Genomic DNA, 23,629 nt, shown 5'->3' on the forward strand with positions numbered 1-23,629 from the left:
TCGCTGGCCAAGTTTTCAAACCTTCATCGTACAAACCTTCTGAGGAGCGCTCCCATGCTGCCGCAATTGCACCGTCAACCCTGGATGGACAGCGACATCGAGACCTTTCGCGACCAGGTGCGCCGCTACATCGCCGCCGAGATGGCTCCGCACCTGCCCGCTTGGCGCGAACAGGGCTACGTCCCGCGCGAGACCTGGCGGCCCTTCGGCGAGATGGGGTTCATGCTGCCCGAAATGCCCGAAGCCTACGGCGGCACCGGGGCCAGCATTGCCTACCAGCTGGTGGTACAGGATGAGTTGACCAGAGCGGAAATGCCCAACAACGTCCAGGTGAACAGCATCGCTGCGCACTACATCATGGACTACGGCACCGAGGAGCAGAAGCAGCGCTGGCTGCCCAAGCTGAGCAGCGGCGAGATGCTGCTCGGCATTGCGATGACCGAACCCGGCTGCGGGACGGACCTCAAGGCCATCGCCACCCGCGCGCGCCGTGATGGCGACCACTACGTGATCGACGGTGCCAAGACCTTCATCACCAACGGCTACACCTGCAATCTGCTGATTGTGGTCGCACGCACCGGCGAGGCGGGCAGCCGAGGCCTTTCGCTGATCGTGGTGGAGACCGAGAACCTGCCAGGGTTCCGCGTGGGCCGCCTGCTCGACAAGATCGGCCTGCATGCGTCGGACACCGCCGAACTCTTCTTCGACGGGGTGCGCGTGCCGGTCGATCAAGTCCTGGGGGGCGTCGAAGGGCTTGGTTTCAAGCAGTTGATGGGCCAGTTGCCCTACGAACGCATGACCATCGCCGTGCCTGCGGCGGCCATCATCGACCGGGCCCTGGAACTCACCGTCGAATACACGAAGGAGCGCAAGATTTTCGGCGCACCGCTGTTCGAGATGCAGACCACGCGCCACAAGCTGGCCGAGATCGCCACCACCGCTCACGTGGTGCGCACCTTCGTCAACGACTGCATCCAGCGGCTGCTGGACGGAAAGCTCGACGCCGAAGCCGCGTACATGGCCAAGTGGTGGTGCAGCGAGCAGCAGTGCCGCGTGGTGGACGAGTGCCTGCAGATGTTCGGCGGCTACGGCTACATGTACGAATACCCGATCGCGCGCATGTACACCACCTCGCGCGTGCAGAAGATCTACGGCGGCGCGAACGAGGTCATGAAAGAACTGATTGCGAGGAAGCTGTGAACGCCTCGCACATGCTGCAAAAGCCACTGCACGGCGTCCGTGTGGTGGAGTTCGAAGGGATCGGGCCGGGCCCGCTGGCCGCCATGATGCTGGCCGACATGGGTGCCGAGGTGATTGCGCTGACACGGGCCGAGCAGGCCGCCGGGGCGCAGCCGCTGGGCGGGGCGGCGGCCAACCCGCTGCACCGGGGCAAGACGGTCGAGATCACCGACCTGAAGTCGCCCGGCGGCAAGGCGCGCGCCCTGGATCTGATCGGCCAGTCCGACGTTCTGATCGAAGGCTTTCGCCCCGGCGTGATGGAACGGCTGGGGTTCGGCCCCGCCGAATGCGCGGCGCGCAACCCCAAGCTGGTCTATGGCCGGATGACGGGCTGGGGCCAGGACGGCCCGCTCTCCCGGGCCGCTGGCCACGACCTGAACTACGTGGCGCTGACGGGCCTGCTGTCGCTGTCGGCCCGCAAGGGGCAGATGCCCATCGTGCCGCCCTCGGTGCTCGGGGACGCGGCCGGGGCGCTGGGCATGGCCTTCGGTGTCGCCTGCGCGCTGGTCGATGCGCGCGGTAACGGTAGGGGCAGTGGCCGCGGCCGGGTCGTGGATGCCGCCATCATCGACATCGTGGCCATGATGGGCACGCTGGTGCATTGGATTCGCGCCAATGGGCAGATCGACGGCACGAAGCCGAGCCCGTTTCACGATTCGCCGTTCTATGACGTGTACGCCTGTGCCGACGGCGGCTTCATCAGCCTCGCGGTGGTGGAGCCCGCGTTCCACGCACTGCTGCTGTCGAAGCTGGGCCTGACGGACGTGAACCCTGCCGACCAGTACGACACGACGACGTGGCCAGCGCTGAAGGAGCGCATTGCGGCCCTCATCCGCAGCCAACCCAGGGCGCACTGGTGCGCGTTGCTCGAAGGCAGCGACGCCTGCTTCGCGCCCGTGCTCAGCCTGGCCGAGGCGGCGCGGCATCCGCACAACGCGGCACGGGGTATCTACCAGACCACCCCCTCCGGCGCCATCGAGGCGGCCCCGGCCCCACGGTTCCAGGCACTCAACGCAATTACTTAGGAGACCAGAAAATGACCAGCACCACCCAGCCCATCCGCGGCTGCCCGTCCACCACGGGCAACGAACGCCAGCTCAACACCACGACGCTGATCCGGCACGCCGCGCGCACCCACGGGGACCAGGAGATCGTCTACCGCACACCCGATGGCGGCTGGGATCGCTACACCTATGCCGACTGCTACGCGCGCGTCTGCCGCAGCGCCAATGCGCTGCGCGCGCTCGGTGTCGAGCCGGGCGACCGCGTCGGTGTGCTGGACTGGAACAGCCGGCGCCACTTCGAGCTGTACTGGTCCATCCCCGGCCTGGGCGCGGTCATGCTGCAGATGAATCTGCGCCTGGGCGCCGAGGACCTGGGCTACGTGGTCGGCCACAGCAAGGTGTCTTACGTTTGCGTGGACGAGTCCTTGCTGCCGATCGCCGAATCCGTCGCAGCGAACTCGCCCCAGATCAAGGGCTGGATCGTGATGACCGACAAGCCGCTGGACCAGATCAAGACCACGCTGAAACCGCTGCTGCACTACGAAGACCTGCTGGCCGCTGCTGATGCCAAGATCGACTGGCCCGAGATCGACGAAACCTCGGCTTACAGCGCCTGCTACACCACCGGCACCACGGGCAAACCCAAGGGCGTGTACTACTCGCACCGCGGCATCTACCTGCACTCCACGGGCATGGCCACCAACATGGGCATGACGCTGGACGACTGCGTCATGCTCATCACGCCCATGTTCCACGGGCAGTGCTGGGGCTTACCACAGGCCGCCACGCTGCTGGCCGACAAGATCGTGCTGCCGGGACGCTACGCTGCCGAGGACACCAAGCCGCTGGTCGACACCATGATTGCCGAGGGCGTGACCATCACCAACGGCGCACCGGCCATCTTCCAACCGATGCTGCAGTACATCGAGACGCTGCCGGTCAAGCCGGACTTCAGCCGCATGCGCATGCTGTCCGGCGCGAGCGAGCCGCCGCTGTCGATGATGATCGGCTTCCACGAACTCACGGGTGCCGAGGTGGTGCACGGCTACGGCGCCACCGAAGCCACGACGCTGGTGACCGTCAACCGCCTCAAGCCCACGTTGAGGAAGCGCTTGACTCAGGACGAGCGGTGGAATCTCAAGCGCAAGCAGGGCCTGGTCCTGACCGGCGTGGACATCCGCATCCTCGATGCCAACGACCAGGATCTGCCGCACGACGGCCAGTCGGCCGGCGAGATTTGCCTGCGCGGCCCCTGGATCACGACCAGTTACCACGACATGCCCGATTCGGGCGATCGCTTCCTGGAGGGCGGCTGGTGGCGCTCGGGCGATGTCGGCACGGTGGACGAGAACGGCTACCTCAAGGTTACCGACCGCATCAAGGACGTGATCAAGAGCGGTGGCGAATGGATCTCTTCCATCGACATGGAAAACCTGCTCATGGGCCACCCGGCCGTGCGCGACGCCGCGGTGGTCGGGGTTCCGCATCCGAAGTGGCAGGAGCGGCCGCTGGCCCTGGTGGTGCTGAGGCCCGGCCAGCAGGCGACCCAGGAGCAATTGCAGGAACACCTGACCAGCGCCTTCGCAAAGTGGCAGTTGCCGGATCAGATCCTGTTCGTCGAGACCATCCCCAAGACCAGCGTCGGCAAGATCGACAAGAAGCGCATCCGCGTCGAGCAGGCAGAGCGCTACGCCGCCTGAACGCCACTTTGCGTGACACCCAGTTTCTTACACAGGAGAACCAGATGAATGACCATGAACCCGTTATCGTCGGTGCGCTGCGCACCCCCGTGGGCAAGCGCGGCGGGCGCCTGCACAAGTGGCATCCCGTCGATCTGATGGCCGAGACGCTGCGCCAGTTGGTCGAGCGGTCCGGCGTCAACCCCGCCGATCTGGACGACGTGATCATCGGCTGCGTGCTGCAGTGGGACCAGCAGCACGGCAACCTGGGCCGACATGCCGTATTGGCGGCGGGGCTGCCCGAATCCGTGCCGGCGGTGACGGTCGATCGGCAATGCGGCTCGGGCCAGCAGGCGGTGAGTTTTGCCGTGCATGGCATCCAGGCGGGTGCCTACCAGTTGGCCATCGGCGGGGGGGTGGAGTCGATGTCGCAGGCGCCACTGCCGCCGTCGTTCAAGCCCGGCGCGCCGCTCGGTTCGCAATACAGCCCGCGCGAACTGGCGCGCTACCAGGACAACCCGCTGATACCGCAAGGCGTTTCGTCGGAGTTGCTGAACACGCGCTTCGGCCTCACGCGTGAAACCCTGGATGCCTCCGCAGTGCGGAGCCATAAGCGCGCCACCGAGGCGATTCAGGCCGGTCGCATCAAGGACCAACTGGTGCATCTGACCGAGGACCCGGCCGACCCGAACAGTCCGGTCGTCGCCGCCGACGAGGGCGTGCGCGCCAACCCCGACCCCGAAAAGATGGCCACGCTGAAAGCCGTGTTTGCCGCCAACGGCACCACCACCGCCGGCAACTCGTCGCAGGTCAGCGATGGTGCCGCCGCGCTGCTGATCGCCAGCCGCGCCTATGCCAAGAAGCATGGCCTGAAGCCGCGTGCGCGCTTCGTCAGCACGGCAGTGGCCGCCGCCGACCCGGTGATCCAGTTCACCGCCGTGCTCGACTCCACCCGCAAGGCACTGAAGGAATCGGGCCTGACCATCAACGACATCGACCTGTTCGAGGTCAACGAGGCTTTCGGCGGCGTACCGCTGATGTTCCAGCAGGAGTTCGGCATCCCGGACGACCGCCTCAACGTCAATGGCGGCTCGATGGCCATCGGCCATCCGCTGGGCTCCACCGGCGCGCGCATGCTCACCGACCTGCTGTATGAACTGGAGCGCCGGGGCGGCCGCTATGGCCTGCAGACCATCTGCGAGGCTTCGGGCACGGCCAACACCACCATCATCGAGCGGCTTGCATGAGCGGGGCCACCATGAGCGAAGCCAGTGAAGTGCTCGTGAGCCGTGACGGCGCCGTCGTCACCCTGACCATCAACCGCCCGCGTGCGAAGAACAGCCTGAACCGCGCGGTATTCGATGGCCTGCGCGCGCAGCTTGCGCAACTGCGCGACGACGATGCCGTGCGAGCCGTCATCATCACCGGCGCCGAGGACGTGTTTTGCGCGGGCGCCGACATCACGGCCTTTGAAGTGCTGCGTGCCGCGCCGCTGCTGGGCGACCGCTCGGCAACGGGCTGGGACTTTTTTGCGGCGCTGGGGCGCTTCCCCAAGCCCGTCATCGCGGCGGTGGAAAAGGTCGCGCTGGGCGGCGGCATGGAACTGGCGCTGGCCTGCGACATCGTGATTGCTGGCGAGTCCGCCAAGTTCGGCGTGCCGGAAGTCAAGCTGGGCGCCATTCCCGGTGCCGGCGGCACCCAGCGCCTGGTTCACGCCATCGGCAAGTCCAAGGCCATGGCGCTGCTGCTGACCGGCGATTTCATGGACGCCCGCAAGGCATGCGACGTTGGCATCGTCGCCGAAGTGACGGCTGATGGCCAGGCCCTGCCGACGGCGCTGGCGATGGCCTGCCGGATTGCGGCCAATTCGCCGCTGGCCGTGGCGCTGGCGAAAGATGCGGCCCTGGCCAGCTTTGAAACCCCGCTCGCGCAGGGCCTGGAGCATGAGAAGCGCAATTTCGTTGTCGCTTTGCGTTCGGCCGACAACCTCGAAGGGCAAGCGGCATTCCTGGGCAAGCGCACCCCCAAATTCACCGGCCAATAACGCCTGTCTGTCATCTTCAAGGAAAAACCATGCAACTCAATTCCGACATTTCTGCCGTCATCACCGGGGGGGCTTCCGGCCTGGGGGCCGCCACGGCCCGGCGTTTGGCCAGCCATGGCGTCAAGGTCGCCATCTTCGACATGAACGAAGCCGTCGGCCAGGCGTTGGCCAGCGAGCTTGGCGGTGTTTACTGCAACGTGGACGTGACGTCCGAGGAGCAGGTGGACGCGGCCTTCGCCAAAGCCCGTGCCGCGATCGGGCAGGAACGCATTCTGGTCAACTGCGCCGGCACGGCCGACGCCGTCAAGACCGTCAGTCGCGACCGGAAAACGGGCGAGATCCGCCCGAGTGCGGTGGATCGCTTCAACCGCATCGTGCAGATCAACCTGGTGGGCACGTTCCGCTGCATTGCCAAATCGACGGCGGGCATGCTGGCGCTGGAACCGCTGGCCGACGGCGACCGCGGCGTCGTGGTCAACACCGCTTCGGCCGCTGCGGTGGACGGCCAGGTCGGCCAGGCCAGCTATGCCGCCAGCAAGGCCGCCGTCATGGGCATGACCTTGCCGATCGCACGCGACCTGATGGACGAAGGCGTTCGCGTCAACACCATCCTGCCGGGGATCTTCGGCACCCCCTTGCTGCTGGCCCTGCCGGACAACGTCAAGCAGGCGCTGGCGGCCAGCGTGCCCTTTCCCAAGCGTTTGGGCGACCCCGATGAATTCGCGCAGGCCGTCGAGTTTCTGGTCACTTGCGGCTACATGAACGCTGAGTCCATCCGCGTGGATGGGGCCCTCCGCATGGCGCCGCGCTGACGCCTTGAACCCTCGAAGAGCTGCGCATGATGTCGTCAACCCGAGAAAGCCACGCAACGGGAGCCTGGAATGTCAGGGGGTCGGCCACGGGTGCCTGCAAGTCATGGCGTGATGTCGATCCGCAGCTCGGCAGGAGCGTCATTCGCCATGATTGACCTGCATTACGCACCGACACCCAACGGCTGGAAGATCTCCATCCTGCTGGAGGAACTCGGACTTCCCTATACGGTGACTCCGGTCAACATCCGCGCTGGCGAGCAATTCAGGCCGGAATTTCTGGCGATCAGCCCGAACAACCGCATTCCGGCCATAGTGGACCATGCGCCGCTCGACGGCGGCGGCCCGCTTTCGGTGTTCGAGACCGGCGCCATCCTGGTCTATCTGGCCCAGAAAACCAACCGCTTCCTGCCCACGGATCTGCGCGGCTTCACCCAAACCATGCAATGGGTGATGTGGCAGGTGAGCGGACTGGGGCCCATGCTCGGCCAGCATGGTCACTTTGCGCTGTATGCGCAGGAAAAGATCGCCTACGCGATTGAGCGTTACCGCGACGAAGCGGCACGGCTGTATCGCGTGCTCGATACCCAGCTCGGCAAGACCGGCGCCTATGTCGCTGGCACCGAGTACGGCATCGCCGACATCGCTTGCTTTCCCTGGACCATGACCCACAAGGCCCAAGGCTTCACGCTCGACGACTTTCCCCACCTCAAGCGCTGGTACGCCAGCGTGCGCGGCCGGCCCCAGGTGCAAGCGGGGCTGGCGGTCGGCAAATTCGAGCAAGAGCCGCTGGACGACGAAGCGAGAAAGAACATGTTCGGCCACAAGGCCAGGGAGCTGGCGGAACGGAGCGCCATTCCGGGGCGCGAGTAGCGCGATTCCGGAATCCAGTGACGCCCCAAAAACACAGGAAACACCATGATCGAATTCTTCTTCGACTGCTCCAGCCCCTGGACTTATCTCGCCTTTCATAACATCCAGCCGCTCGCCAAGGAGCTTGACGTTGAGATCACATGGCGGCCGATCCTGGTCGGCGGCATCTTCAACACCATCAATCCCACCGTCTATGCCTCGCGCGAGACGCCGGTGCCGCAGAAGGCCCGCTACCTGAAAAAGGACCTAGCGGATTGGGCCCGCTCGACGGGGCTTGCGATCAAGATGCCGCCGACGGTGTTTCCCGTCAACAGCGTGAAGGCGATGCGCGGCTGCATCTGGCTCGGCAACGACATGGCGCCGTTTGCCCGCGCCATATTTGAAGCCTATTGGGGCGACGACCAGGACATCTCGCAGGACGCGGTGCTGGCGCAGGTGTGCCAGCGCGTTGGCATCGAGCCCGCCCAATTCTTTGCAGGCATCGGCGAGCAGGCGATCAAAGACCAGCTCAGGGCCAACACCGATGAGGTGGTCGCGCGCGGCGGCTTTGGCTCACCGACCATCTTCGTGGACAAGACGGACATGTATTTCGGCAACGACCGCATGCCGCTGATCCGCGAAGCCGTGCTGCGCTTGCAAGGGAAGGCGGCCTGATGCCGCAGGCCAGGGTTCACCCATCCATCCATTCATCTCACCACCACCACAGGAGACACCATGCAAAAAAGACAATTCATCACCATGCTTTCCGGCGCCATGCTGACCGGCGTTTCTGGCCTGGTCCGCGCGCAGGGCGCGGGCACCCCGGGCGTGACGGATCGCGAGATCAAGATCGGCTCGACCGGACCGCTCAGCGGCCCGGCCGCAGGCTATGGCATCGTCGGCAAGACCATGTCTGCATGGTTTGACCTGGTCAACGCCGAGGGCGGCGTGAATGGGCGCCAGCTCAAGCTGGTGCTGGCCGACGATGGCTACAGCCCGCCGAAAACCCTGGAGCAATCGCGCCGCCTGGTGGAGCGCGATCAGGTGGCTTTTCTCGCGGCGCAGATAGGCTCGTCCACTGGGCTGGCGTCGCGCAGCTATCTCAACAACGCCAAAGTACCGCAACTCTTCGTTTCGTCCGGCTCCGCCACGTGGCTGGATGATGCGGCTAAGTTCCCCTGGAGCATGGGCTGGCTGCCCCTGTACACCGACGAAGGGCGCATCCTGGCCAGGCACATCCTGCAGACGCGGCCCAACGCGAAGATCGCCATGTTCTACCAGAACGACGACGCCGGCAAGGATGTGCTGCGTGGCGTGAAGGAGGTTCTGGCTGCCGCCGGGAAGAAGCTCATCAGCGAAGAGTCGCATGAGGTGTCGGATCCGACGGTGGACTCGCAGATCGTCTCCATGCATGCCTCGGGCGCGGACGTGCTGGTGGCGTGGGGTTCGCCCAAAGCCACCCTCCAGTCGCTGCGCAAGACCCACGACATCGGCTGGCGCCCGGCCATCTACATCAACCCGAGCGCATCTTCGGTGCCCGCGGTGCTGACTCCGGTGGGGCTGGACAAGGTCAAGGGCATCATGAGCGCCGCGTTCCTCAAGGATCCGAGCGATCCGACCTGGAAGAACGACCCTGGTGTCCTGGCCTGGCATGCCTTCATGGACAAATACAACAAAGGCGCGGCCAAGGAATACCTCACCGTGCTCGGTGCCTGCCTTGGGCAAGTGACAGTGCAGTTGCTCAAGCAGTGCGGCAACGACCTCTCGCGCGAGAACATCATGCGGCAGTCGCGCCGCCTGGACATGGATTTGCCCATGATGCTGCCGGGCCTGCGTGTCAAGACCAGCGACGCCCGCCCTCACCCGATACCGGACATGCGCATCCAGCAGTTCGACGGCACGAGCTGGAAGGTGATGCCGTCCTGACGGGGCGAGCGCAGCGATGGAACCCATTCTTTCCGTACGCGACCTGACGATCCGCTTCGGCGGTGTCGTCGCGCTGGACGCCTTCTCGATGGACGTGCCCGAGGGCTGCATCTTCGGCCTGATCGGGCCGAACGGCGCTGGCAAGACGACCTGCTTCAACTGCATCAGCGGCCTGTACCGGCCCACCCACGGCAGCGTGCGCTTCGGCCAGGCCGAGTTGACGCGCCTGCCGCGCCACGGCGTGGCACGGCTGGGTCTGAGCCGCACCTTCCAGAACGTGGCGCTCTACCCCTCGCTCACGGTGCGCGAAAACGTGATGGTGGGTGCGCACGCGCGGCTGCCGGTGTCGATGCTGGGTGCCGCGCTGCGCTCGCGCGCCGTCCGTGCCGCCGAGGAAGAAATCGCGCACTCGGCTGACGCGGCCCTGGCCACGCTGCGGCTGTCTGACTATGCCGACCGGGGCGTGGCGGAACTGCCAGTGGGCATCCAGCACCGCGTGGAAATCGCGCGGGCGCTGGTGACGCGGCCCAAGCTGCTGCTGCTCGACGAGCCCGCCGCTGGCCTCACCGCTGGCGAGGTCGATGAACTGCGCGACGTGCTGCTGCGCCTGCACGAGGAATTGAAGCTGACCATGGTGGTCGTGGAGCACAACATGCGCTTCGTGATGAAGACCTGCTCCGACCTCGCGGTACTGAGCTTTGGCCGCAAGCTCGCCCAGGGCTCGCCCGAGGAAGTGGCCAACAACGACGCCGTGCTCGATGCCTATCTGGGAGGTGTGCTGTGACCCAACGGCTTGAAATCCGCAACCTCGCGGTGGCCTACGGCCGAACGGCGGTGGTGCATGGCATCGACCTGCACGTGCAGGCCGGCGAGATGGTGGCGCTGCTCGGCGCCAACGGCGCGGGCAAGACCTCCATCCTGCGCGCCATCAGCCACCAGCAGGTGACTGCCAAGGGCACGCTGCGCTTCGAGGGCCAGGACATCATCGACATGGCCGCGCCCGCCATCGCCTCGCTGGGCATCGCCCACGTGCCCGAAGGGCGCGGCACCTTTGGCGACCTGACGGTGCTGGAGAACCTGCGCGTGGGCGCCATCCACCGCCGCGACAAGGACGGCATCGAGCAGGACATCGCCCGGATGCAGACGCTGTTTCCCAAGCTGTCCAGCCGCGCGAAGCAAGCGGCGGGCACGCTCAGCGGCGGCGAGCAGCAGATGCTGGCCATCGCGCGCGCGCTGATGATGCGCCCCAAGATGCTGCTGCTGGACGAGCCTTCGTTCGGCATCGCGCCGCGCGTGACGCAGGAGATCTACGAACTCCTGCACCAGTTGCGCGAAACCGAGCACCTCACGGCGCTCATCGTGGAGCAGAACGCCCAGGTCGCGCTGAACCTAGTCAACCGGGCCTATGTGCTCGAAAGCGGGCGCGTCACTGCCCAGGGCACCGCAGCCGAGCTGCGCGAAGACGACGCCGTGCGCCGCAGCTACCTCGGCCACTGATCAAAAAGAGGTTCATCACCATGCAAGCATTCCTTCACCAGATAGCTTCGGGCCTGGCGGCGGGCGGCATCTATGCCAGCCTCGCCATCGCGCTCGTGCTCATCTATCGCTGCACTTCGTCCGTCAACTTCGCGCAGGGCGAACTGGCGATGTTCTCCACCTATATGAGCTGGGCGTTGGTTCAGGCGGGCGCATCATGGTGGGTGGCCTTCGCCGTTGTGGTCGTGGGTTCCTTCCTGCTCGGGCTGGCGCTGGAGCGGGTCATCTTCCAGCCCCTGCGGCACAAGCCGGTGCTCTCGGTCGTGGCGGCCAGCATCGCGCTGCTCATCATCTTGAACAGCCTGGTCGGCTGGCTGTTCGGGCATGAGATGCTGGAGTTCGCCACGCCGTTCGGTGGAGTCCTCAGCCGTGCCGAACCCTATCTGTCGGCCCACGAGGTCGGCGTTCTGCTCGTCACCCTGGCCGAACTGGCGGCGGTATTCGCGTTCTTCCGCTTCACCCGGTTCGGCCTGGCGATGCGTGCGGTGGCGGTGAACGCGCCGTCGGCGGAACTGTCGGGCATCAGCACCAACAAGGTGCTGGCCGTGGGCTGGGGTCTTGCAGCGGTGGCCGGTGCCGTGGCGGGGCTGATGGCCGCGCCCATCGTGTTCCTGGAGCCGTCGATGATGATGGGGCCGCTGATCTACGCACTGGCGGGCGCGCTGCTGGGCGGCATCGCCAGCCCTGTGGGCGCCGTGGCCGGGGGCTTCGCCGTCGGGGTACTGGAGAACCTGCTGGGCGCCTACGTGGTCGGCAACGACCTGAAACTGACCTGCATCATGCTGTTGATCATCGCGATGCTGGTCTTGCGGCCCGCCGGTATCTTCGGCAAGACGGCCCAGGTGAGGGTGTGAGCATGAGTACCATGAGCGCCCCACTCAACATCCGCCCGGTGGCATCGCCCACCTGGTTGCGCTGGACGGCCTCGGTGGTCGGGCTCGCGCTGCTGGCCTGGTCCTTTAGTTGGCAAAGTTATCCGTTGTACGTGATGACGCAGGTGCTGATCTATGGCATCGCCATCATGGGCCTGAACCTGCTCACCGGCTACACGGGCCAGATCTCGCTCGGCCACAGCGCCTTCTTCGCCATCGGTGCCTATACCGCGGCGGTGCTCTCGCATCACCTGGGCTGGCCGTTCTACGTGGGCGTGCCGGTGGCGGCGCTGTTGTGCTTCGTGGCGGGTTTCCTCTTCGGCTTCCCGGCGCTGCGGCTGCCCATGCTTTATCTGGCGCTGTCCACCTTCGCGGTGGCGGTGGTGACACCGCAGGCGCTCAAGTGGAAAAAGATCGAGTGGCTGACCGGTGGCGTGGCGGGGATCGTCCTGGAAAAACCTGTGTTCCCAGGGGTGCTGGCCGACCGGGCGGACTGGGCCATCATGGCCTGCGTTGCGGCCTGCGCGCTCTGCGCCTTCCTGCTGGCGCGGCGGATTCTCGGCTCGCAGTTCGGCCGCCTGGTGGACGCCTCGCGCGACCAGCCGCTCGCGGCGGCGGCGGGCGGACTCGACATCACCGCCCTGCGCACGCAGATGTTCGGCCTCAGCGCGGCGTTCACCGGCCTGGCCGGTGCCCTGAGCGTGGTGGCGGGCCAGTTCGTCGCGCCCGAGAACTTTCCCTTCCTGCTCTCGGTGTCCCTGCTGGTGGGCAGCTTCGTGGGCGGGGTGCGCAGCCTGTGGGGCGCCTTCCTGGGGGCTGCCTTCATCGTGCTCACGCCCAACCTGGCCGAGAGCGTGTCGCAATCCGCGCCGTGGATGATCTTCGGCTTCGCACTGCTCGCGGTGGTCTTCCTGGCCCCTAATGGCTTGAGCGGCTGGATCACCAGCCTCTGGCGCAGGCGTGCAAATTCCTCATCCGCCCAGTCTTAGACGCTTTCCATGCAGCCCGTCTTCGTCGCTGGCACGGGCATGACCCGTTTCGGCAAGCACATTGACTGCGGTCTCAAATCGCTCGCCGCCGAGGCGATTGGCGAAGCCATTGCCGATGCAGGCATCACCCCGTCCCAGCTGCAGGCCGCCGACATGGGCAACGCCGCTGCTGGTGTCATGGCCGACCAGGTGCTGATCCCCGGACAGGTGGCGCTGCGCGGCATGGGCATCGGGCGCATTCCGGTCGTCAACATCGAGAACGCTTGTAGACGCATCCTTGCAGTGGGTGCTCGATATGCTGCTGGCTTCAGATAACAGATAAGCCCTGTTGCCGTCGGATTTGCCAGGATACGCGGCCGTCATGTACCTGCGCAGAAATCGGCATACCGAGTCGTTGTTCGATGACAGGCCTCCATGGCACCAGGCTGAACCCCATGCCATCATCGAGCATGGCGTAGCGCCCGCTGGCCAGCATGACGCTGCGGCGGTAGATACCCGCCACGCGCTGGCCATCGGCCACGGGCCGGTGCTCCAGGCCAGTTTCGGCGGCCAAGTCCTTCGCGGCATGCGCTACATCCCGGCTGCGCAGCATTGCCAGCAGATTGCGCGCCAGGATGACGCGTTGGCCGCGCCGCTCGGCCAGCCCCTGTTCGGCCAGGAAGTCGGTGCGCTGTTGCATTGCCTGCTTGGCCTCGCCGCCAAAGCCCAGGTCGCCCAGGCCAGAGCCACCGCCGATCAACTGCTGGTCAAGCCAGGTGGCCCCGATCACGCGGGCCTGCCGCTCGATGGGCAGGTGCGATTTCAGCTCCACGGCCACGCCGCCCAGGCGCTGCGCGTCGTAGCGACGGCCCTGATCGGGCAGGTCGCCCGGCACCTTCCATAGCCCTTCGGCCACGCGCTCCACGATGCCTGCCCGGCGCAGGGCTTCCAAGCGCCGGACGTGGGCCGCGACGACTTCCTGCGGATCGCGGCCCGGTACGGCCTGGCCCTGCGCGATAGCAAGGTGGTGGTCGGTGCGGTACAGGCCATCGCTCGCCAGCACGGCGATGTTCTTGTCAGCCGCGCGCACGTCGGCCGATCCCTTCACCTCCACCACGGCGCCGGTGGGATAGTTCGCCAGCTCGTCGCGGGTGTTGAGCGCGACGTAGTGGGCCTTGCCGTCCACCCCGTCGATGACCAGATAGCCGCGGTCGCGCAGCTCGTCGGCCAGCCCCTTCGCGGCCACGCGGCCGAGAATGGTTCGGCTATCGTCGCCCGGCTCGAACACCGCCAGTTCGCGCGGCTCGCCGCGCATGGCACGCTGCATGGTGCGGATGATGTCGCCACGCTCGCCCAGGGCGCGCAAGGTCTTCTCGGCATCGGCATGGACGGCCCAGGTGCCCGGCTGCGCCTCGTCGGCCAGTCCCAGGCGCTGCAAGCGTTGCAGGCGGCCGATCAGCAGCAGGCGTTGGCGTTGCAGCTTCGGTTCGTTGAAGCGTTCGATCTGCACCCGGCCGTCTTCGCCGGCCTCGCGTTGCAGCGTGCGATCCAGGCTCGTCCACCGCTCCTGCTCCACCTCGCGTTGCAAGGTCTGCTGGATCTCCAGTTCGGTGCGCGGCCCCAGCCATTCGGTCGCCAGTTCAGCGGCACGATGGCGGAATCCATCAGCGATGTAGTCGCCGGCGATGATGAGGTCTTTGCCGGTGTCGTCGCGCCCGCGCACGATCAAATGCGTGTGGGGGTTGTCGGTGTTCCAGTGATCCACCGCCACCCAATCCAGCCGCGTGCCCAAGTCAGCTTCCATGCGGTTCATCAGATGCCGCGTGTAGGTGCGCAGGTCGTCCAGTTCGGCCCCGTCCTCGGGCGAGACGATGAAGCGGAAATGGTGCCGGTCGTCGGCGCAGCGTTCCTTGAAAGCATCCAGATCGGCTTCGTCGGTCTGCGGCCCATAGGCCCGGCCTGGCTCGCCATCACGGCCCACACCATCGCGCTCGATGTAGCGCAGGTGCTTGGCGAGCGATTGCGGGCTGGCCCGCTGCTGGTTGACCAGCAAGGTTTTGATAGTCACACGCCGCGACATGGGCGTGAGCTTCGCGCCCGCAAACCGCGCCGCCGTATGGCCGCGCCCCAGGCGTGAGCCGGGCCGCTGGCCGGTGGCCTTGCCGCCGATGGCCGATGCCGGACGGCGCACCGAGGACTTGCCGCCACTGGCCTTGCCGGCCTGCTGGAGCACCTTGGAAACGAAGCCCTGGCCGCGGTTTTTTGGAGCGCTGGGGCGGATGCGGAAATCGTCGTCGCGGCGGTTGATCATGACTTCTCTCCCTGAAAGCTGGGGCGTAGTCCGTCGTGCGAAGCACGCGGACAAGCCCATATCGACGCGGGCCACGCGCCACAAGCAGCACGGCGGCGAAGCCGCTGCGTGCCGCGCCGCCCCCACGTGCAGACAGGCTTTCGACGCGGCCCGGTGCCGCGTCCTTTTGTCTTGCCTTCCGCATTTGCCGCCCCTTGCACCCCAGGCTCTCGCTTCCGGCACGTGCGGCCCGGCGGCGCTGCTGCACCCGCAGCCAGCGCCCCGGCGAACACGGCGGTGGCCGCAGGCCAGCCGTGTTTGAGGCAAGACGCCTGCACGTGGGACGGCTGCGCCGGAAGCAGCGCGAAGTGCGGTGCCGGATACGCAAAATCGGCACCTGCACTGCACTGCACGCGCGACGACACGGCGACAAACAGCAGAACGACACGCCCGATGGCACGATGAGATGCACGGCGACGTGCAGCGAATCGGCGGCCATCATGGGCGCGACTCCAGCCAGACCGGGCGCGCAACGCCGATCACGGCGGATGCGCTGACCGGCCCGAAATACCGGCTGTCGAACGACGCCGGATTGGTGACGCTGAGCAGGAACAGCTCGCCGGACTCAAGGCGGCGGCACTGCGGCCAGGATAGCAGCGGCCGGCCCCAGCGATCAGCTGGCAGCACGGCGGCCGAAGGCACGCCGTCGATGCGGACAAAGCCCCTAGTGATGCACACCTCTTGTGGCGCCATCGCGCCCACACGCTTGAGCAGCGGGATGCGCGTCGGCAGGTAGCCGCGCTGCGCAGCGAGCGCGGCAGCTTCGGCGGGCAGCGGCACCAGCACGATGCTGCCCACGTGCAATGGAGGTTGCAGCGGACGTAGCGGCGAGCTGGTGCGACGGTCGAGTGGATCGACGCGATACCAGCCGACCGCTACGCTGTCCGACGGGTTGTAAGTCAGGCGCGGCAGCGGGTGCTTGAAGGACGCCCAGGCGAGCGCAGCGAGGCCGAAGGCGGACAGGCCCGCCAGCACGAGGCGAGCGCGCAAACGTGAGTGCGCTGGCGAGCGAGAAAGGGATGCTGTTGTGACCGTCATGACAGCGCCCTCCCGGCCAGCCAGGCGGCGTGCCGCTCGGCGGTGTACTCGGGCAGCGGCAAGCGCGCCGCGAGCCGGTTGCCCAGCGTGCGCCAGTACGCGGGCGAGGCGCCTGCAGGCGCGATGCCCAGCGTCTCGATGCCGTCGATGCGCTCCAGCACGGCGCGCACCGACTGTTCACCTTCGATGTGCAGCAACAAGCGCGCGCCCGGCTGCACACCGGGGATGCGCTGCGCGCCATCCATCGGCATGCACGCTTGCATCACCATGAGCTGCCAGCGGATCGTGCCGTAGTCATTGGCCTGCCAGCGAATGCGGCAGAGAACCGCGTTCGGCGTGAACACCGCGCAGCGACGCCAGCGGTCGAACCGGATGATGCGCGCAGGATCGCCGAAGCGCAGATAGAGGTCGAAGCGTTGGTCGATGTAGGCGAGTGCAACGCGCGTCAGCGGCACGCCGTCGGCTTGGCCGATCGGCGGGGCAGATGAAGGCGGCAATGCTGTCGAAACTGGTGTGGTCATGGAGACTTCTCCGGAAATTCCCGCTCCAGCAGCGCGCGCAACAGATCGGCCACCGTCACGCCTTGCGTGAAGGCCGATACCTTGATGCGCGCCCGCATGGCGGGCGCAATGTCGAGGGTCAGGCGGGCCGTGTAGAGGTCGCCTTTCTGGAGGTCATCGGCGCTGCCCTGGCGAATCCACGCCTCGGCGTGCGGATTCGCGGGCGGACGCGCACCGATGCCGATGCGCTTGCCCGAGCGTTTGCTGGCGGTACTGCTCATGACGGCCACCGCAGCAGTTCATCGACCAACGCGGTGATTTCGCGGGCGGCGACGCTGCCAGGCGCCGTTTCGCGTGCGAGCCGGCCAGCGGCCACGCTGTCGGCGAACACGATGCGCTGATGCACTTCCGCGCGCAGCGCAGGAAGCGGCTGCTCGGCCAGCGCGCCGCGTGCCTCCCGTCCGATCACGGTGGTGCTGACGCGCCGGTTGATGACAAAGGCCGCGCCGAGCAGCGGCCGGAACACCTGCGCCTCGCGGATCAGCGCCACCATCTCGGCACTGGCCCACAGGTCGTAGGGACTGGGCTGCACGGGAATCAGCACGCGCTCGGCCGCCAGCAGCGCGGAGCGCGCCAGCGCCGCGATGCGTGGTGGCCCGTCGATGACGACGTGATCGGCCCGCCTGGCGAGTTCTGGCGCTTCCTGGTGCAGGGTTTCGCGTGCAAGGCCCACAGCGCTGAACAGCCTTGGCAAGCCTTGCTGGCTGCGGCGCTGTGTCCAGTCCAGCGCGGAGCCCTGCGGATCGGCATCCAGCAGGATTACCGACTGCCCGCGCATCGCCAGCTCGCCGGCGATGTGGGTGGCGAGCGTGGTCTTGCCCACACCGCCTTTTTGGTTGAGCAGCGCGACGATCATGGCCTGGACCTCCCTGCTGGAGAACCTGGCTGTCGCTGCTGGTTTTCGTGGCTCTCGTTCGCCGGTTGGGTGGTTGTCCACCGAAACGCGGCGCTGCTACTACCAGTTAGAGAATTTAAGTTAGGGAAGTTAAGGGAAGCCGAAACCCGCGCCAGCATTGGCTTTGCGGCCGATGGACACGCCTGATAGCACGATAGTCCCACGCCTGATAGCACGATACCGGGCACGCCTGATAGCACGAGCCCGTCCACAGGACGCGCACCGTTTATCCCCGTGCCGTGGGCGGCACGGGACGCATGGGACGGAAGGTCAGCAGCTCGGCGCCATCCAGCCGCTCGATCCCCAAGACGTAGCCCGGCAGCGACTGCCGCGCTACCAGCGCGCGCAGGTCGCAGGCAAAGTCGTAGGGCTTGGCCGTGCTGCCCGACTTGCGGTGCAGGTGCCGGAAGTCGAACTGCCAGCCGCCAGGCTGGTGGCCGCCGTGCTTGCGCACCAGGCGGTACAGCCAGCGCTCGATCCCGCCCGTGAGGCGGAAGTACGCCGGGTCGATGGTCAGCACCAGAGCGGCATCGAGCACGCCCGCATAGAACCAGTCCGGCAGGATCAGCTCCAGCCCCAAGGGCGTGCCTTTGGCATCGGCCAGCTCCTTCCACTCGTTGATCCACGAGAAGCGGTGCAGGCGCCGCCCAGTCGTCTCGCGGATCGACGTGGCCACCGTGGTGGATTGCAAGCGATCTAGGGCTGCCTTGAGGCGCTGGTAGTCGCGCAGCGACGTGCCGCGCCCGATGAAGCGCAGGATCTCGTAGGGCGTGGCCTGCATTAGCCGCGACGGGCGCAAGCCCGCGTCGCGCGCTTCCACGATCTGGCTGGCCGCCCAGATCAGCACGTCGGCATCCCAGATCGTGGCGATGCCGTGCTCCTGCGTGCCCTCTACGCGGATCGTGATGCCGCTGGCGCGAAAGTCGATCGGCGCGACGCGCCGCGACTTCGTCAGCGAGAAGAACGGAAAGGCCATCAAGTCCTGGCTGTCGCGCGGCGCCATGTCGCCCGGCAAGGCGCGGAACAGGTCGAGCTGTTCGCGCTCCTGCATCGGTCGCTGCCGCATGGGCAGCGCAGGGCTGGACATGGCGAAGGCCACCCGCGCGCCAGTGATCAGCGCGCACGGCTGTCCGCCGAGTGCTGCTCGGCGTATTCGGGATCGGACGTGCTCTCGAAGCTGCGCTCGGCGGCCCAGGCATCGAGGTCGGCCACTGCGTACATGACGCGGCGGCCGAACTTGCGGAACTTGGGGCCGCCACCCAGCACGCGCTGCTTTTCCAGCGTGCGCGGCGACAGCCGCAGGTACTCGGCAGCCTCGTCGTTGGTGAGATAACGTTGCGGCTGTGCAGCAGTGGCCGGGGTAGCTGCGGGTGCGGCGGTAGGCCGCAAGGGAGCAGGACGCATGGTGAGAACCTCCATCGGTTGCAGGGCTCCGGCCACACAGCGCAACCGGATGGAGGCAGTCTCAGAAAACGAAGCGATCCTGCTCAGGGTCGTTTTGCGTCCTCTTCAAAACGACCCTTCTCAAGCGGCGGGAGCTGTGCTAGGCGGCGATAGCCGCCGCGCATCAGCGCATCGCCGCGCCGCACCAGGCGGCGCACCTTGGAGCGCAGGCCGCCGTCGCTGTACCAGCCGGCCGCGGCGTCCGCACCGAACAAGCCCTCGGCCACGTCGCGCAAGGACGCGCCCGCCAGGGTGGCGTCGAGCGCCTGCAGGGTGTGCAGCTCCAGCAGCGCCGCAGGCGGTGGCCGGGGCCGCGCCATGGGCGTAGGTGTGTCGGGTGCGTGCGTGGTGCTGCGATCGCGGTGGGCGTAAGCCACCGCCATGCCGTCCTCGAGGCCAGGCGCCAGCGCATAGCGCTGGCAAAGGCCGGGGCTGCGCGCGATCAGCGCCAGACCCTTGCCGTCGTGCAGCAGCTGCTTGTGGCCGGGGATGCGCCAGAACGCGAAGGCGGTGGCCTCCGGAGGCGGGTCGGCATCCGGGTGAAGCTGCACCACGGCCTCATGGCCGGGGAGCCAGGCAGGATGCGCGTCACGCGCATCCAGGGTCGGGTCTTCCAACAAACGCAAGCCCCAATGATGCGCAGCGTCGGGGCGGCGCGCACGGCGCAGCCAGTCGATCCGGTAGTCGGGATGGCGGCGCAGGTACTCCCAGGCCAGTGCGAGCGTGTCCAGGCACAGGACGTAGAGGTAGGCGGCAGTCGGATACCAGGGCGCGAAGTGGCGCAGCTCGGCCATGACGCAAGCTCCCATATAACCGCAGGACTGCCGTCACAGATTTCACATGCAAACTTCACCGCGTCGAACCAGCATCCAATCGTGAATAAGCTGGTAGATTAGTAACTTGCGTGTCAAGACGAAATGCATCGGATGGGTTGCATGGATCGTCTGAATGCGACGGTGGCACGCGAGGACATACGCGCCTCCTGCGATATCCACCGTGCCCGATGCCACGGCCGGCATCATGACCGTTTGCGTCACGATGGCACCGATTTGTTGCAATAGTGCGGACTAAGGCCGGACGGGTCCGGGGCAAGACCGAAAGAGTCTCAATGCGCCCGGCTTGGCCTGGGCGCGAACGGCTCAATCGAGGATGGAGCCGTTCTCCTGGGCCAGCCGTAGGTACTCCGACAACGGGCGCACCGCCCGGAAATACCGGTCCCGCATCACGGGCTGTTTGCTCGGCCCGACGATGGATGCGAGATCGGACAGCTTGATTTTGCCCAGCTCGGGCATGCCGATCCCCAAGTCGATCAGGCCATGGGCCGTATCGCCGTCGGCGGGGTCGAGCGACACCAGCAGCCAGGTGGCGTGTGCATCCGGCGTGAACAGCCGCACCACGGGCAGCGGGTCGATGACCCGGCCAGCGGCGCGGGCCTGGCCGTGTTCCAGCAACAGCCTGCGCTCGTCCTCGGTGATGAGCTGGTTCATGAGCGTCCCCTCATTCGCACAAAACCGCCGAAGCGTGAAAGCGCAAAACCGCATTGGCGGGTTTGTGGAAAGGCACGGACGCGGCTTTGCGCTTCTGTGAGAAGCCGCAGATACGGATTTCCGTAAAAGCACGAAAGCGGCAGGCGGGCATGGTTGAACACTATAGATTGTAGTCCTATAGGGCGCAATCGGCTGTCATCTTGGATTTTGGGGAGATCCAGGGTTGGCAGCGAAACATACATTGTCGGAGGCACTAAAGACCATCAGGAAAGCGCGTGGATTGAGCCAGGAGGCGTTCTCCGACGTGTCCAGCCGCACCTACATGAGCACGCTGGAGCGCGACCTCAAAAGCCCCACCTTGAACAAGCTGGCCGAGCTGTGCGAGGTCATGGAGGTGCACCCGCTCACGCTGCTGACGCTGGCCTATGCCGGCGACGATCTGCAGCAGGTCGATCAGCTTCTGGTGCAGGTGCGCCAGGAGTTGGAGACTGTGGCGAAGAAGAGTGACACGCCATAGCGTGCGACGTCGCTGGCGTGGCCGATCCGGCGCTGCCGGTTCGGGGGATTGCAGGGGCGCCAAGCATCGCGCGGCGGGGATAGGCCGCAGGGCTTTCCCCCGGAGGCAAGCGCAGCGCGCAGCGCCGCAGGCGCGAAGGCGTGAGGGATTGGAGCCGGATGGCCGTGACGGCGAAGTCGGCACGGGGCGCAGCCCGTAAAGCCCGGCGGTGCACGGCACCGACACGCCCGGCCGTTCTTGCAAACCGAAGGCTGCAACGTTCAGGAAGCAACTCGACACGGCGCAGCCCAGGCGGTGGTGTCGCCTCCTTGAAGTGCCGCGAAAGCAGCACAGCGCCCCGCCGCAATGGGCGGGGCGCTGGCAGCCGTCACGCCGCTTGGGGCTTGCTGCGCGACCAGATCAGGTCGTGTGTCCCGTCCTCGCCTTCGCCTTCGATCAGGCGGGCATAGACCGTGGCCGGGAATGAAGGATCGTCGAGGGTCACGGAGATGTATTCCCGCCCGGCCTCGCTGGTCTTCTTCCATGCCGCGCCGATGTCGTGGCTGGCGGCCTGCAGGCGAAAGTCCGGGGCCTTCTCGTTGTCGCCCTTGTCGTTGGGCACCAGCTTGACCTTGACGTTGAGCGTCAGGGTGCGAAGCGTGCCGGTGTAGCCGTCTTTGTCTGCGGTGAAGCTGCCGATGTTGGCCATGATGGATCTCCTTTTGGTGGAACAAGGTTCGCGCCCATCGCGTCCTTGTTGTGATCCGGCCGGCGGGGGACGGGCGGGCTGCACCGCTTGCGGTCGCAACGCAGTGGAGAGCCGGGAGGCGAAAAGAATTTGGCCCGCGAGGAATCTGCGCAGCAGAGGGGAAATTGTTTTCGCCGGACGGTTGCAGCCATGAAGCCCGAGGCGCAGCCGCGCCACCGCCAGGATTCACAACAACACAAGGACGCCTTGGGCCGAACCGCATCGAAAGGAGACAGGCCGGCTCGGCATCCCCGAACGAAGGCTGCACCGGCTCGCCCACTGACGTAGGCCAGGTCAACCACCCGACGACAAGCGAGAACGCCCCTGCCGCACCTTGCGGCGCCGGTCTTCGGGCGTGGCGCAGAAGCTCCATAGCGATGCCGGGCGGGATGTCCGTGAACCGTCCTTCGTGACGTGATGGGCGAGAACCGCCAGCGTTGAGGACGGCACGTATTCGCACAACTTGCCGCAGCAAGCCACGGCGCACCCACCGAGCACTGCACATGCGGCGGGACGCTGGCCGGGCCGATCCGGCGCAGCCGGTTCGACGGTATCGAGGGGCGCCAAGCCCGCGCGGCGGGGATAGCCCGTAGGGCTTTCCCCTGGAGGCAAGCACAGCGCGCAGCGCCGCAGGCGCGAAGGCGTGAGGGATCAAAGCCGAATGGCCGTGACAGCGAAGTCGGCACGGGGCGCAGCCCGAGAGCCCGGCGGCGCTATGCGCCGACACGCCCAGGCCGTTCTATATTCTGAGAAGGGAACGCAGAACACCATGACCATCCAGCTCCGACACGAAACCCCGGACGACATCGCGGCCATCGAGGCCGTGACCATTGCCGCCTTCGCCAATGCACCACACACCAGCCACACGGAGCAATTCATCGTGCGTGCATTGCGCGACGCTAACGAATTGGCGCTTTCCATCGTGGCCGAAGAACATGGCCAGGTCATCGGCCACGTCGCACTGTCGCCCGTGGCCATCACCGACGGCCACCGCCACAAGGCCAAAGGCTGGTACGGCCTGGGGCCGATCTCCGTGCTACCGCAAAAGCAAGGACAAGGCATCGGCGCGGGCCTGATGGAACAGGCGCTGGCCGAACTGCGGGACATGCAGGCCGCAGGCTGCGTGCTCTTGGGAGAACCCACGTACTACGCGCGCTTTGGCTTTCAGGCCCATGCGGGCCTGCAACTGCCGGGCGTGCCGCCCGGTTATTTCATGGCACTGGCCTTCCACGGGCCAATGCCCGAAGGCATCGCGCAGTACAGCGATGCCTTCAACGCCGCCGCCTGAGTGCCAACGAAGGCGGCGGCGTGGTGTTCTTGATGGGCTGTTCGGATTCAACACCGGGCGCGGCCACTGCCGTGCCCGGATTTTTGAATCCACCGGCCCCAGCGCGAAACGCTGGGGCCGGTGCTGGCGTCATTCCTTGGTTTCGATGATCCACCACACGGCGCGCTGCAAGGCGCGGCCCGTGATGGGGTGAATGTCGGTGAGGTCGGCATGGGCCGTCCAACCCGAGGGCGGGCGGTAGCCGCGCACGTCGCCATCGCCGTGCCAGCGGCGGGCGCGCACCGTGCCGGGAGCGTAGATCGCCGCCATGCGCGGGTGGCTGGTGGTGGTGCGGGTCATGGGAATTTCTCCTTGCAGCGAAGCGCCCCGGTTTAGGCCGGGGCGCTTGCCTTCGG

General features: G+C 66.6%; 27 protein-coding genes. 16 read left to right on the forward strand and 11 right to left on the reverse strand.

Annotated elements, in window-relative coordinates:
• The first annotated feature begins 54 nt into the window (after positions 1–54).
• The 14 genes from G4D77_RS16150 to G4D77_RS16215 all read left to right on the forward strand — a co-directional run bounded on the left by G4D77_RS16150 (position 55) and on the right by G4D77_RS16215 (position 13,265).
• Complete coding sequence (locus G4D77_RS16150; RefSeq protein ID WP_016452528.1) at positions 55–1,200, forward strand: acyl-CoA dehydrogenase family protein; 1,146 nt, start codon at positions 55–57, stop codon at positions 1,198–1,200.
• 11 nt (positions 1,201–1,211) lie between these two features.
• Positions 1,212–2,264: a CaiB/BaiF CoA transferase family protein gene (locus G4D77_RS16155; protein WP_035884637.1), complete on the forward strand. Its 1,053-nt coding sequence runs from the start codon at positions 1,212–1,214 to the stop codon at positions 2,262–2,264.
• A gap of 11 nt (positions 2,265–2,275) precedes the next feature.
• Positions 2,276–3,943, forward strand: coding sequence for a long-chain fatty acid--CoA ligase (locus tag G4D77_RS16160; RefSeq protein WP_017405987.1), 1,668 nt, complete (start codon positions 2,276–2,278; stop codon positions 3,941–3,943).
• A gap of 44 nt (positions 3,944–3,987) precedes the next feature.
• Positions 3,988–5,169 carry a thiolase family protein gene (locus tag G4D77_RS16165; protein ID WP_017405988.1) on the forward strand — a complete coding sequence of 394 codons (1,182 nt, stop codon included), beginning with the start codon at positions 3,988–3,990 and terminating at the stop codon, positions 5,167–5,169.
• Between the two features lie 11 nt (positions 5,170–5,180).
• Entirely contained in the window at positions 5,181–5,966 is a 786-nt protein-coding gene (locus G4D77_RS16170) for an enoyl-CoA hydratase/isomerase family protein (RefSeq protein WP_223301378.1), read from the forward strand.
• Positions 5,967–5,995: 29 nt separating this feature from the next.
• On the forward strand, positions 5,996–6,778 hold the full coding sequence (locus G4D77_RS16175) for an SDR family NAD(P)-dependent oxidoreductase (protein WP_026062537.1): 783 nt from the start codon (positions 5,996–5,998) through the stop codon (positions 6,776–6,778).
• A gap of 147 nt (positions 6,779–6,925) precedes the next feature.
• Complete coding sequence (locus G4D77_RS16180; protein WP_017405991.1) at positions 6,926–7,648, forward strand: glutathione binding-like protein; 723 nt, start codon at positions 6,926–6,928, stop codon at positions 7,646–7,648.
• A 45-nt stretch (positions 7,649–7,693) separates the two neighbouring features.
• Positions 7,694–8,302 carry a 2-hydroxychromene-2-carboxylate isomerase gene (locus tag G4D77_RS16185; RefSeq protein WP_017405992.1) on the forward strand — a complete coding sequence of 203 codons (609 nt, stop codon included), beginning with the start codon at positions 7,694–7,696 and terminating at the stop codon, positions 8,300–8,302.
• 84 nt (positions 8,303–8,386) lie between these two features.
• Complete coding sequence (locus G4D77_RS16190) at positions 8,387–9,553, forward strand: ABC transporter substrate-binding protein (RefSeq protein ID WP_227472655.1); 1,167 nt, start codon at positions 8,387–8,389, stop codon at positions 9,551–9,553.
• Between the two features lie 16 nt (positions 9,554–9,569).
• Positions 9,570–10,337, forward strand: coding sequence for an ABC transporter ATP-binding protein (locus tag G4D77_RS16195; RefSeq protein ID WP_017405994.1), 768 nt, complete (start codon positions 9,570–9,572; stop codon positions 10,335–10,337).
• Positions 10,334–11,050: an ABC transporter ATP-binding protein gene (locus G4D77_RS16200; RefSeq protein WP_026062538.1), complete on the forward strand. Its 717-nt coding sequence runs from the start codon at positions 10,334–10,336 to the stop codon at positions 11,048–11,050. The genes G4D77_RS16195 and G4D77_RS16200 overlap by 4 nt, the downstream gene beginning before the upstream one ends.
• A 20-nt stretch (positions 11,051–11,070) precedes the next feature.
• Positions 11,071–11,943, forward strand: coding sequence for a branched-chain amino acid ABC transporter permease (locus G4D77_RS16205; protein ID WP_016452539.1), 873 nt, complete (start codon positions 11,071–11,073; stop codon positions 11,941–11,943).
• An 11-nt stretch (positions 11,944–11,954) separates the two neighbouring features.
• Positions 11,955–12,950: a branched-chain amino acid ABC transporter permease gene (locus G4D77_RS16210; RefSeq protein ID WP_227472656.1), complete on the forward strand. Its 996-nt coding sequence runs from the start codon at positions 11,955–11,957 to the stop codon at positions 12,948–12,950.
• Positions 12,951–12,959: 9 nt separating this feature from the next.
• On the forward strand, positions 12,960–13,265 hold the full coding sequence (locus G4D77_RS16215; RefSeq protein WP_017405997.1) for a thiolase family protein: 306 nt from the start codon (positions 12,960–12,962) through the stop codon (positions 13,263–13,265).
• Here G4D77_RS16215 and G4D77_RS16220 read toward each other — a convergent pair.
• From G4D77_RS16220 to G4D77_RS16260, 9 genes are all read right to left on the reverse strand, one after another.
• On the reverse strand, positions 13,258–15,240 hold the full coding sequence (locus tag G4D77_RS16220; protein ID WP_035884628.1) for a relaxase/mobilization nuclease domain-containing protein: 1,983 nt from the start codon (positions 15,238–15,240) through the stop codon (positions 13,258–13,260). The two genes, G4D77_RS16215 and G4D77_RS16220, sit on opposite strands and share 8 nt — an antisense overlap.
• Before the next feature lie 477 nt (positions 15,241–15,717).
• Positions 15,718–16,317, reverse strand: coding sequence for a S26 family signal peptidase (locus G4D77_RS16225; protein ID WP_035884629.1), 600 nt, complete (start codon positions 16,315–16,317; stop codon positions 15,718–15,720).
• Positions 16,314–16,838: a DUF2840 domain-containing protein gene (locus G4D77_RS16230; RefSeq protein WP_026063021.1), complete on the reverse strand. Its 525-nt coding sequence runs from the start codon at positions 16,836–16,838 to the stop codon at positions 16,314–16,316. Before G4D77_RS16230 ends, G4D77_RS16225 begins: the two co-directional genes overlap by 4 nt.
• Positions 16,835–17,098: a hypothetical protein gene (locus G4D77_RS16235; protein ID WP_035884638.1), complete on the reverse strand. Its 264-nt coding sequence runs from the start codon at positions 17,096–17,098 to the stop codon at positions 16,835–16,837. Before G4D77_RS16235 ends, G4D77_RS16230 begins: the two co-directional genes overlap by 4 nt.
• Positions 17,095–17,733 (reverse strand): ParA family partition ATPase, encoded by a 639-nt coding sequence (parA, locus tag G4D77_RS16240; protein WP_035884630.1) that lies wholly within the window; start codon positions 17,731–17,733, stop codon positions 17,095–17,097. Before parA ends, G4D77_RS16235 begins: the two co-directional genes overlap by 4 nt.
• Positions 17,734–17,998: 265 nt before the next feature.
• Positions 17,999–18,859, reverse strand: coding sequence for a replication initiator protein A (locus tag G4D77_RS16245; RefSeq protein WP_017407915.1), 861 nt, complete (start codon positions 18,857–18,859; stop codon positions 17,999–18,001).
• Positions 18,860–18,885: 26 nt separating this feature from the next.
• Positions 18,886–19,176 carry a helix-turn-helix transcriptional regulator gene (locus tag G4D77_RS16250; RefSeq protein WP_026063033.1) on the reverse strand — a complete coding sequence of 97 codons (291 nt, stop codon included), beginning with the start codon at positions 19,174–19,176 and terminating at the stop codon, positions 18,886–18,888.
• Between the two features lie 83 nt (positions 19,177–19,259).
• The gene (locus tag G4D77_RS16255) at positions 19,260–20,009 is read right to left on the reverse strand and encodes a DUF2285 domain-containing protein (RefSeq protein WP_035884631.1); all 750 of its coding nucleotides are present in this window, start codon (positions 20,007–20,009) and stop codon (positions 19,260–19,262) included.
• Positions 20,010–20,354: 345 nt separating this feature from the next.
• On the reverse strand, positions 20,355–20,702 hold the full coding sequence (locus G4D77_RS16260; protein ID WP_017407756.1) for a DUF2958 domain-containing protein: 348 nt from the start codon (positions 20,700–20,702) through the stop codon (positions 20,355–20,357).
• Positions 20,703–20,925: 223 nt separating this feature from the next.
• Between G4D77_RS16260 and G4D77_RS16265 the strand changes: the two genes are divergently transcribed.
• A complete protein-coding gene (locus G4D77_RS16265) occupies positions 20,926–21,219 on the forward strand; it encodes a helix-turn-helix domain-containing protein (RefSeq protein ID WP_016452551.1) in 294 nt (97 codons plus the stop codon).
• Positions 21,220–21,586: 367 nt separating this feature from the next.
• On the opposite strand, the gene G4D77_RS16270 is transcribed toward G4D77_RS16265, so the two are convergent.
• Positions 21,587–21,907: a DUF736 domain-containing protein gene (locus tag G4D77_RS16270; RefSeq protein WP_017407758.1), complete on the reverse strand. Its 321-nt coding sequence runs from the start codon at positions 21,905–21,907 to the stop codon at positions 21,587–21,589.
• Between the two features lie 808 nt (positions 21,908–22,715).
• Here G4D77_RS16270 and G4D77_RS16275 point away from each other — a divergent pair.
• Complete coding sequence (locus G4D77_RS16275; RefSeq protein WP_017407759.1) at positions 22,716–23,234, forward strand: GNAT family N-acetyltransferase; 519 nt, start codon at positions 22,716–22,718, stop codon at positions 23,232–23,234.
• Between the two features lie 129 nt (positions 23,235–23,363).
• Here G4D77_RS16275 and G4D77_RS16280 read toward each other — a convergent pair whose 3' ends face one another.
• Entirely contained in the window at positions 23,364–23,573 is a 210-nt protein-coding gene (locus G4D77_RS16280; protein ID WP_017407760.1) for a hypothetical protein, read from the reverse strand.
• Between the last annotated feature and the right edge of the window lie 56 nt (positions 23,574–23,629).

This window comes from Delftia sp. WY8 (assembly GCF_018437695.1).
In the GTDB taxonomy this organism is placed as follows: domain Bacteria; phylum Pseudomonadota; class Gammaproteobacteria; order Burkholderiales; family Burkholderiaceae_C; genus Comamonas; species Comamonas tsuruhatensis.